The 10918-nt window shown below is 40.9% G+C and carries 9 protein-coding genes and 1 pseudogene; 2 read left to right on the top strand and 8 right to left on the bottom strand.

The window, feature by feature from the left end:
* Positions 1-256: 256 nt before the first annotated feature.
* Positions 257-630: pseudogene (locus PAV_RS33745) on the bottom strand (phosphoenolpyruvate synthase); the annotation flags it as partial.
* A gap of 406 nt (positions 631-1036) precedes the next feature.
* Between PAV_RS33745 and PAV_RS36450 the strand changes: the two are divergent.
* Positions 1037-1423 (top strand): DUF4386 family protein, encoded by a 387-nt coding sequence (locus tag PAV_RS36450; protein ID WP_238555896.1) that lies wholly within the window; start codon positions 1037-1039, stop codon positions 1421-1423.
* 163 nt (positions 1424-1586) lie between these two features.
* On the opposite strand, the gene PAV_RS22995 is transcribed toward PAV_RS36450, so the two are convergent.
* The 7 genes from PAV_RS22995 to PAV_RS22970 all read right to left on the bottom strand — a co-directional run bounded on the left by PAV_RS22995 (position 1587) and on the right by PAV_RS22970 (position 10240).
* On the bottom strand, positions 1587-2144 hold the full coding sequence (locus tag PAV_RS22995) for a TetR/AcrR family transcriptional regulator (RefSeq protein ID WP_005550221.1): 558 nt from the start codon (positions 2142-2144) through the stop codon (positions 1587-1589).
* Between the two features lie 131 nt (positions 2145-2275).
* Entirely contained in the window at positions 2276-2353 is a 78-nt protein-coding gene (locus PAV_RS37740) for a GMP synthase (glutamine-hydrolyzing) (protein WP_081505811.1), read from the bottom strand.
* A gap of 4 nt (positions 2354-2357) precedes the next feature.
* Positions 2358-3860 carry an alpha/beta hydrolase family protein gene (locus tag PAV_RS22990; RefSeq protein WP_005550219.1) on the bottom strand — a complete coding sequence of 501 codons (1503 nt, stop codon included), beginning with the start codon at positions 3858-3860 and terminating at the stop codon, positions 2358-2360.
* A gap of 345 nt (positions 3861-4205) precedes the next feature.
* Positions 4206-5321: a glycoside hydrolase family 88 protein gene (locus tag PAV_RS22985; RefSeq protein WP_005550218.1), complete on the bottom strand. Its 1116-nt coding sequence runs from the start codon at positions 5319-5321 to the stop codon at positions 4206-4208.
* Positions 5322-5326: 5 nt separating this feature from the next.
* Complete coding sequence (locus PAV_RS22980) at positions 5327-6982, bottom strand: response regulator transcription factor (protein ID WP_005550217.1); 1656 nt, start codon at positions 6980-6982, stop codon at positions 5327-5329.
* A 6-nt stretch (positions 6983-6988) separates the two neighbouring features.
* Positions 6989-8779, bottom strand: coding sequence for a sensor histidine kinase (locus tag PAV_RS22975; protein ID WP_005550216.1), 1791 nt, complete (start codon positions 8777-8779; stop codon positions 6989-6991).
* A 120-nt stretch (positions 8780-8899) separates the two neighbouring features.
* Positions 8900-10240 (bottom strand): ABC transporter substrate-binding protein, encoded by a 1341-nt coding sequence (locus PAV_RS22970; RefSeq protein ID WP_005550215.1) that lies wholly within the window; start codon positions 10238-10240, stop codon positions 8900-8902.
* Positions 10241-10686: 446 nt separating this feature from the next.
* On the opposite strand from PAV_RS22970, the gene PAV_RS32655 reads away from it, so the two are divergent.
* Positions 10687-10896: a leucine-rich repeat domain-containing protein gene (locus PAV_RS32655; protein WP_005550214.1), complete on the top strand. Its 210-nt coding sequence runs from the start codon at positions 10687-10689 to the stop codon at positions 10894-10896.
* Positions 10897-10918: the final 22 nt, after the last annotated feature.

Raw genomic sequence — 10918 nt, 5'->3', positions numbered from 1 at the left:
TAAGGAACAACTGTCGTAGCCGTAATGATCTTTTATTTACAACAGATAAGTTCCGCCAATATACTAGCTGCCGAGGGCTTCTGTCGGCAGCTTTTTTATCTATATCTAGAAACCATGGTACATCGTGTTCGATTCTAACTTCAATGGCTTTATTAAATATAGGCTTTCATGATGGTTTTCATTTCAACTATTTCTGAAGATTGGTGAGCGAAACTGGCGCGCCGCATGTTGCTGTTTTTTTTAAAACAAACCTTTTATCCGTAAAGGCGGTGACTAATATATCTCCATCTTCAAGATCAGCATCTTCCATGTTCAAGATGACCCTTGCGCGTCCCTCTATAACTCCGGCAGACACGGGCAGACCTACTAATGCTTCAGACGGGAGATTTTCTCGTATGTACTCCCCTGCAATGATTTCACCATCAGACGTGATAACACGTGGTGGAGTTAGTTTTTCATAGCTGTACTCGTCTTTTCTTTTGCTGATGATGTATCCAGTTTATTTGTGCATCCAACCTCGTAAAGTTCCTCAAGAGCGAGATAGAAGATATCTTCCTTTTCATGAATGATGCCCGCTTGTACGAGTTGTTCGGTTTCTTTCAGCAATGCCTGCTTATAAACAAAGTATCGTTTGGATATTATGTTTCGTCCAGCAATTCTTCCCTGTACCTATCATGTAAGTAGACGATTCAGAGTATTTTTGTAGTAGCCCCCACTTTCTCGGTTTAAACGGTATTTTGCTCCGTCATGTTCCTTAGCCAGACTGGTATTACAGTCCTTACTGGGTTGTTATTCATAGTAGGGTTGGTCGCAGGCATATGCAGTGTTGTTCCTGTTATAGATGAAGCAGACTACTACTTGATTAAGGCTTCTATAAATGAAAATCAGGTACTGATAGGAGTTTTTTTCAGTTGCTAATGGTTGTTGCGTATGTTGGTATTCCGATATTGTGTTATATCTGATATTAAGCAAACATCATAAAGGGCTAGCTCTTGGATCTGTTGCTTGCAGAATCATTGCGGGTTGTTCATTGTGATTGATTGGTGTTATCATGCTTCTATTGCTATTGACATTAAGTCAAGAAGTCGCAAAAGTCGGAAGTTTGGATGTGTCGTATTTTCAGACCTTGGGTGGTTTGATGCGGGACGGTCGTGATTTGGTGAACCATGTAGCGACAACACGGGCCTTTGTCTTAGCCATGTTTTTATTCAATGCCTATTTTTACCAAACAAAATTAGTTCCGCGTTGGTTGTCAGTTTCAGGTGTTATTGGGTCAATATTATCCCTATTGGCAAGCCTATTATTTATGATTCGGTTCATCGCTCTGGATGCTGCCTACATGGTATTGAACGTGCTGATCGCTGTTCAACAATTGGTATTGGCAATATGGCTGATCATGAAAGGATTCAATCGGGCGGAATAGTTTCTATATCCAATGAAGTAAAAATGTGCAGGAGATGAGCTCGTCCATCTCTGCCGATGCTCTCAAATGAATGTCCTTACCAAACGTATTGTTAAGCCGTAAATTCCCTGTAAAAAAAGCGCATTGGAATTTTCCAAGCGCTTTTTGCTTTTACGGTATTATTTTAACGTGAGGTTTCCGTCAAGCCCTTCATAATAAACTCTGCTAGATACTGTATCAATTGCGGAAAATGGCTAAGCCCAATCTCTTCCTTATGTGCATCGATATAGGCTAACGAATCAAGAAAGGCGGGCAAAAGTTCATCATCTATATCATCTCGTATTTTTCCTTCTGCCTTCCATTTTTTGAATAATCCAGTATAGAGGCTGCGAATGGAATCATCTTCAGCTTTAACTTCTTCATAGTATTGTTCCAGTTCCCGAAAGAGATCATGATTGTACCATTCTTTTAGGATATTACTCGTGTTCGTGGCACTAATGTTCTGCTCCACGATCTGTTTCACTAGCGTTACGGGATCCTGATTCATGTCCAGGGATTCAATCATCCGCTTTTTGAATTTTTCGTTTTCTTTCATATAAATCTCAAAGAACAATCTTTCTTTTGAGGGATAGTAGTTATAAAAAGTACCTACCGCGATTCCTGCCATTTTCGCAATTTCTGAAATATTCGTATCCTTAAACCCTTTGGAGTGGAATAATTCCCATCCGCAATTAAAGATCATCGTTTTTTGTCCATTTGGCAACGAACCTTTCATGAATGAATATTTTATAATTCATTCTCATTAGATCATAGCTGCATTTTGATGTCAAGATTTGGTGTCTCCTACAATGAACAAAGGTGACCGGATGAATACTACATCCACTCAATTGTCGTCGGTGGTTTAGACGCAATATCGTATATGATACGATTGACATGGCATGTGGAAAGCATCAGACTACGGCTTTCTTGTTTCGAAAATCGCTTCCGGGAATTGTCTTGATGTTCTATCGAGCAATGCTGTTGGAGTGTTCTTTAGGTGCTTGTCGAAGAATGCTACCGAGTATGCGTTGATGATATCATGTGCTCGTCTGCCAATCGGCCCTCCTAGTCCAAATTTCGAAGAAATCGGGGATAAATAGGTTAGGTCAGTTAAATCAGCATGAAACATCCCAGGAACCTGAACGAAGTAGCCGTCTCCTGGCAAACTATTATATACCGCACGCATCGTGGTCTGAGTTTTCTCGATATCCTCCTCCGTCCAACCGCCGGCTCTTTGTCTTTCAAGCCGCATTGTGTCGGCATCTCGGGTAATCCACATGCTTGGCTGTTGCAATCCCTTCTGTACGACTTCTGCAGTCATATCAACATCCATCACCAAGCAGGCCTTTAGGCGCGGATCTTTCAAGCATGCTTCGGCACCAACCGTACCGCCAAATGATACCCCCAATATGCCAGTATGCTGCAGATCAAGCTTGCCGGTCAGAATATGATTCGGATCAGCGCTATTTATAGATTCCAACTGATTTAGCACGAAGCTGATATCTTTTGCAAAATACGGGATAACACCGTCCATGATTTCTGCATTGTTTAAGAGGTCTAATTTCTCAACAGTACTCCTGTTTTGTTCCCTAAGCGAATCCATCTCGGGTTTTGAGAGTCCCGCTATTTCACGTCCATCTGGAAAAGTCACCGATGCGGCTGCTCCCGGCTGGTCGATACCTACGGCAATATAGCCATGAGAGACTAATTCCTCAATCTGATAGGTGTTCATCTGACGGTATCCAGTAAGTCCTTCTAGAAAAAGGACGACCGGATAATTGTTTTTATTATCGGCTGCGACTATGGAAGAAGAGGAATGTGAAATCACATATTTGAGGTGCTTTAAGGAGAATACCGGGAAATTGTGCAATCGCGCTAAGGCTGTTGGAACAGAGCTGGAATTCTGCAAGTATGGAGCATACGATATGGATGATCCCTTCTTAGACGGATACCATACTTGCACCATCAGACCACGATGCGCACTTTTGTCAGAACCGAAAACTTCGTGACGACTTAAGTCCGTCCAATGGTAGGTTACAGTCCCGATTTCATATGATCCGCTTGGACGCGGGAAATGAAATACCGGAAAAATAATTGGAAGAGCAATCGATATTCCGATACCAATGATGCCTAATGTGATAGGAACAATAGTTACATAACGTTTCGTTAGGATTTGTTTAACATTCCCCCCTGCTTGTATAGTGCCCTGCAGCAAGCTAACTAATAAGAAAAGTACAGTCAGCACATATGCTGGAGCCATTTGCCAGCGCGGGCCTTCTATTAGCACTTGCACAATTGCTATACAGAGGGTGGCGGGTATGACAAGCCCCTTCCAACGAACGCGGTGAGGGCGCGGGATTATTAGGATCAATAATGCCATAAAATTGGCAAACGATAAAAGAATCTCGAATGGTCTCATATTCTCATCCTCCAAGCTGATACTCATCTACAAGATCATATTGCATCAAGACATTGACCAATTGACAGCTTCCGGAAACTAGAATACATGCGGGATTATTCAATAACCCAATTGGAGTTTCTCAACAAAAACGAATGAATATATTTAAATTCATTCATATTAAAACATAATCGTATTTGGTCGTCAATAGATCAATATTTCTTGAAAAAGAGAAATCCTAATGACACAGCGTTCTTGCGTAGCTTGTGACGAAGTACATTTGAATCGTCCCTTCCTGCGTCATAAAAACCAGCGGCAGCCTTTGACTGGATTATAAAGTCTTGGATAGCCGCTGGTTCATTTACATTACCAATAGCTTCTAATTCCACATTGCAGACGAATCAAAGCCTCAAAATAATAATAATCTCCCCAAATCATGTAATCATCCGGCCCACGATCTCCTCTAACGTGATAAGAGCCATGCTGCAGTAAACCTTCTGCATCTGGCATATTCATTGTGGAATAGTTTGCAACAAGTGACTCCATCTGTTCATGCAGCGATTGGGTGAAATACTCACGATCTGGATCTTCCACATCAAGCAGACCGTTCAGCTCAATCAAACCGCAGGCAACGATTGCAGAAGCAGAGCTGTCACGAGGCGTTGACGCTTCAACTGGAACGTCAAAATCCCAATAAGCAACATGATCCTCTGGCAGATGATCGATAAAATATTTTGCCATACGCTTAGAGGCAACAAGGAAGTCAGGATCTTGCGTATATCGATAAGCAAGCGCAAAGCCATAGACACCCCAAGCTTGACCTCGTGTCCAGGTTGAGCCATCCTGATAGCCCTGATGCGTGCCTCCGCGCAGAGCATTGCCATTCTCCTGATCGAAATAGAAGGTATGGTAGGAAGAGGAATCGCCTCTAACTAGAAAACGCAAGCTCTTGCGTGCATGCTTATACGCAATATCATAGTATTCCTGTTCACCTGTCTGCTCATATGCAAAGAACAATAACGGAAGATTCAGCATGCAATCAATAATGATTCTGCCGCCGTTCTCAGGATCTCCTTCTTTGCCCCATGCTTGAATAATGCCCATCTTCGGGCGCCACCGATTCGCAAGCACACGTGCTGCCTGCAAGGCTACCTGCTTTGCTTCTTCACTCTTTGTTATGCGATACTGGGCAACGGCAGATAGTGAATAGAGAAAGCCGATGTCATGATGATCCAAATCCACATGATGATCCAAACGATACTTAAAGTTCTCCAAGAACTTTTCCGCTGCTTCTTTATAATAGGAATCTTGATTATATTCATACGCCAGCCATATCATCCCGATATAGAAGCCCTCGATCCAATCGTTGTTCTCTCCCCATTCATAGCACTTGTCTCCCGTAATATGAGGAAGCAATCCTGGGTGATTGCGCAGATTATTTGCTATTTTCGCCTGTGCATCTTCAATTGCTTTACGCCACATGAGTTCTACTCCCCTGCCAGTTTAAAGTTTATTGACTCTTCCATCATCCTCTGTGATTTGTCCCAGGAGACAAACTCTCTTGGTGTTGTTCCTACATCACGCTTAAATAGTTTAATGAAATAGCTTTTGTTCGAATAACCGAGCAAATCTGAGATTTCCTCTACCGTTTTGTTCGATTGCAGCAGAAGCTCCTTTGCCTTCTGAAGTTTGACTCGATTCACATACTCTATAAAATTGATATTCAACTCTCGCTTAAACAGCCGACTGAAATAACTCGAGTTGAGATTTAAATAGCTGGCCATCTCCTCTAGCGTTATCCGCTCCGAAACATGCTGAATGACATATTGCTGCGCCTTAATCACTTCCGGACGCGAAGATATTGTAATCTCGCTTAATTTAGCAGCCATACGTGATAAGTAGTCTAGGAACCACTCCGATAAATGCGACAAGGTTACGATTTGGCTTATGGTTAAATAGAGCTTTTCATCGGAAAACTCGCTTTGAAAATGAAGTGTAACTTTTATTTTCATATGTAAATCCAAAAGTAATTGCAACACCCATTCTTTTACATAATCAGGATGAAAACGAGAGGATCTCACCCAATTCGACCAATCTTGTATTGTCATCATGAGTCCAGACTGATTCTTAGCTGCGATATGCTCGCTAATCATGGAATAATACTTTGCATACTCTTGATAAATATCAACTTTGCTGAATTCCTGTTTTGACCATGTGCTCACGCTGGATTCCGCACTATAAAATCGATGCTCCAACTCCTGCAGCATAGGAAGCAGAGCATCTTGAATTTCTTTGGGTTTGCTTACCGTTCGACCAATGAAGCCGGATACATGGATTTTTATGTACTGTTTGATGTTGGTAATGCAGGTCTGCATCATGTGATAAACATAGGACTGCTCAACACTCGGATCATCCGTTAAATAGAGAACAACCAAATCGCGACTATTATAGTTAAAAATAACGAAATTCCCTTTGTCGCTCAGAATCTCCTGAAGCACATTCTCCACCGCAAAAATAATCGTATGATCATTCAATCTGTGCACACGAGTCATCTCATTCAACCGATCTACAGAGAGGATCATGGTGACGTACTGTTTTGATTGAAGATTAATACCATTTAATCCTGCCTTCTCAATCCAAGCATGCTTCGACCAGGCATTTTGATACAGGGTATCCTTCAAAAATTTGTTTCTGACAGCAGTCTGATTCATTTTGCCTAATTGCTTGTAATGTTGAAATTCAGCCAATTGATCCTGTTTGGAGCATAATCGATGGGTTATCTTCTTTAAAATCTGCCCTAGTTGCTCCACTTCCAAGCTTTCTTTCAAAATATAGTCCTGAACATTCAACTTAAGTGCTTTTTGAGCGTAATGAAATTCATCATGGCAGGATATAATGATCGCCGCAAAGTCAGGGTTAATTGAGCTATACTCCGCAATCAGTTCGAGTCCGTTCATTTTCGGCATGCCAATATCCGTAATCACGATATCTGGCAATCGCTCGCACATACGAATCGCTTCCAACGCTTCTAACCCATTGGAATACGTACCGAGCAATTCGATGTGAAGCTGTTTCCATTTGACGGCTTGAGACAAATATTGAAGAACAGGGTAATCATCATCTACTACAATCGCTGTAAACATTTAGCTTCACTCCACTTCACGGTTTACTTGGGGCAATTGAAGCGTAATTGTTGTTCCTACATCAACTTCACTGTTAATCCTCATTAGAAACTTTTCGCCATATATTAATTTCAACCGCTGATAAACATTCGTCACGCCAATGCCAGAGAAGCCAGATTTGTTGGGAGCAGCCACTCTCTGGCCCTTCTCAAGTTTGGTTATCAATTCTTGCAATCGTTCTGGCGTCATTCCGACGCCATTATCATGAATCTTAATCAAGAGGCTGCTTTCTTCATTCACCTTTACCGTATACGATTCGATTTCAATTTGGCCGCCATACTGATGAAATCCATGAATGATAGCGTTTTCTATAATCGGTTGAATCATAAAGCGAGGAACGAAGACGTGCTCACTACCCACGACAATTTTCTCGATTAACTGAACCTGATTCGCATGCCTGAAGTTCATCAAACGTATATAATGCTGAATGGTCTCGACTTCGTCGCGAAGCGATATCCATTCATTATCTCGATTAATGGTCATCCGCAGCAATGATGATAACGAACCGATTAACTTCGCATTCTCTTCATCGCCGCGAATCAGGATGTTTAAGCGAATCGAATTTAACAAATTGAACATGAAATGCGGATTAATTTGTGCTTGAAGCATCTCAAGCTCTGCTTTGCGCTTCTTAGTTTGCTCAAGCGTAATCTGTTCGATCATCATCTCAATTCGATCCAACATTTGGTCAATTGATTTGCCAAGTTGGCCTACCTCATGCTGTCCTCTAATCCCCGAACGAATACTTAATTGCCCCATATTGACCTTGGAGACAAATTTACTTAACTTTGTGATCGGATTAGTGATCGCCGAGATCAGAATCATCAGCAGAATGCAAAACCCTGTAAAGAAAAGAAACTGCATAATGAAGCTGGTTACTAATATCTGATTGTTAGGGCCTACTGCCGAAGAATATGGAACTAGACTGAGCAAGGACCATTTGGTTCCAGCTACGGGCTCTGAAACATAGATATACTTTTCATTGTTGTAGACGAGCGTATTCTCGTTAATCGCATAATCATGGTATCGGAATTGTTGTCCGATGTTTATGGAGTCCGACTGAGATAAGATCGCTCCCTGATCATCCAGCAGCATAATTCTCTGTTCTGAATAGCTGTTTAGCTGACGTTGTATCTTACTTTCGTTCACACTGACAATCACATAGCCAAGCGAATGGCCACTTGAGTTTTTCATGGTGCGAGCGATGGTAAGCACCTTCGGTGACTTCTGCTTCGCTTCGAAATTGCCGTAATAATTATCCTGTAAACCAATCCATGCCGTTGAAAAAGCAGCAAGCTTATCCAGTTCCTTGAATACAATTTTTCCATTAAAGAAATTTGGGTTAAAATCACTAAAAGAATAATTCGTATACGTAAACCCATTTACACCCAACACGGTGATATACATATCTGAATTCTGGGCAAACAGATCATCCAGATTAGAAATCAAACGCATGTAATCTAACTGCTGACCTGAGTTATTACCGCTTGCAAACTGCTCTTTGCTGCTTGTTACATGTTTATTGATTTCATTATTCATCAAAATTATATTCGACAAAGATAGCATCTGTTCAACAATACCGGATACATTGGAATCAACTAATATTAACGTATCCTGCGTGCTAGAAACCGCTTTATGCAGCACAATATCTTTGGTTACATACGTAGTTAAGAAGTAATTCACAATAAGGGGAATCATAAAACACATCAAAGCCGCAATAACTAGTTTTGTACGAAGTGAATATCGATCTATTTTCATAAATGGAGCCCTCAAATGTTTATCACGTAGAATAGGAACAGGGAAATGATTTCTCATTTCCACTGTTACCTATATATAATGATCCTATCTAAATTTGGTCAAGCAACAATATCACAATTTCTATTTTTTGTTACTATTGATTACATCTGTGATTTTCTTGTCCATATTTTCAATTGTCTTATCGATATCTTGCTTATCTAACAAGTACAATTCAACCTCAGCAATGGCAGCTTTCTCGACCTCACCAACGTAAGGAACCGGAACTGGCGCTTGACCAGGCTTCGTGTTTTTCATGGTATATTTCAAGGATTCCATATCCACCTTGGAAGGGTCCTTCGAAGTGCTGACGATTTTCTCTGTCAACTTGTCGGAATCCGATTTTGCCCAACCGGAGAATACGCGACCGCCAATCTCCAAGCCCTCCGTTGTATACCATCTAACGAATTTGTATGCTGCTTCTTTGTTTTTGGACTTAGCAGCAACCCCCATGTAAGTAGGCTGTACTGGGGAATAATGCTCAGTTGCACCTTCCAGCTTAGGAATAGGAGCAAACGCTGCATGGAAGGTTGCAGGGATTGCATCCGTACCGCCCGATTCAGCAACCATCCAGTCCCCGATTGGTACCATCGCTGCTGCACCGTTAAAAAACTGTGTTCGATAATGCAGCTTTTGAGAAATAATGTCTTCGTATGGATTTGCTGTTTTATCTGTGTACATCATCGTTTTCAACATTTTCAAGCTGGATGTAAGGAGTGGCTCTGTCGCATTGGAGGTTCCGTCCGCTTTCAAGAAATTGTTATCGATTTCTTTACTCTTGAGCTGCAAGTTGTAAAGGTCTGGCCAGTTATGGAAGTAGGCACCATATACTTTGGAAGCGCCTTCACCTTTCGTGAGCTTTTTAGCATAATCTTCGAAATCAGCCCAAGTCCAATCTTGTGGAACCGGCAATTGTGCTGCGTCCAGCAAGTCTTTGTTTAATAAAATAAACCAGCGCTGCAGGGAGGAAGGGAGCGCAAAAATTTTCCCATCCACTTGAGTATCTACCAGGTATTCGTCACCGTACTTATAGCCTTCCTTTTCAATGTAGCTGTCAAGCGGTTCCAACAGACCAATCGAAGCACGCTGCGAGTAGTTTGTATACGGCATTTCGATAATATCCAATTGATCATCTGATGCAGCCATCAAATCAAGCTTTTGCATAGCTGCAACCGAGTCTCCTTTTTCGTTTAGCAGATCAAGCTCTACTTTGATGTCTGGGTTCGCCTTCTCGAATTCCGGTATGATTTTGCTCCATTGCGCCTTCGCATCTGTTTGCCAAGTGCTCAGCTTCAATGTTACTTGCCCTGTAGTAGTGCCATCTGTTGCCGGAGTTGATGTAGAATCAGAGGAATTGTTGCTGCCGCAAGCAGTTAGCGATAAAGCTAGTGATGCTGCTAATACAGTTTGAATGATCTTTTTCATGTAGACCCTCCTCATATGATGATGTCGTAAGTAAACTTCCTTCATGTCGGTATAATCGTAACATGATTAAAATCCATTCAAAGCAGACAATTTTTACTGAGGTAAGATTATTTTTACTTCTTTTAGCTTATAAAAAAATGAGACATGGTGTCGCTATAGATTCCCGAGATTATGTGAACTGGTACAAAGTTATGAAAGAGCTTATTTTCCCTCACAGATAAGATTAAAGTAATGTATTTTTGATGTAGATAGGATATATTTAGTAATAAGCTAATTAAAGCTATTTTGATGGATCGTCGAATGAATAAGAGGAAATTAAATGGAAATCAACTTACCCCATGCTAAATTAATTGCCTTGCCATGCCTAAACATATCACTAAATGAAATTACAAATATAAATCTATTCGATAATAATTTCACAAAAATCCCAAAAAGAGATCTATAAAATGAAGAATCTAGAGGTACTAAATATTTCTACTAATGAGATTAGGAAAATTGCTGCTAATATTAAAAATTTAAAAGAACTTAAAATGATGGACTTAGGACACAATCAGATTGAAGCAGTTCCATCAGAAATTAGGAGCCTTATAAAATTAAAATATTTGAATCTGAGTGATAATAAATTGAGGGAATTACTAAAGAAAATTGGTAACTAACCTGATAGAATTATGCTTAATG

Source organism: Paenibacillus alvei DSM 29, assembly GCF_000293805.1.
Classification (GTDB): domain Bacteria; phylum Bacillota; class Bacilli; order Paenibacillales; family Paenibacillaceae; genus Paenibacillus_B; species Paenibacillus_B alvei.
This window is presented reverse-complemented; position numbering and strand designations above follow the sequence as displayed.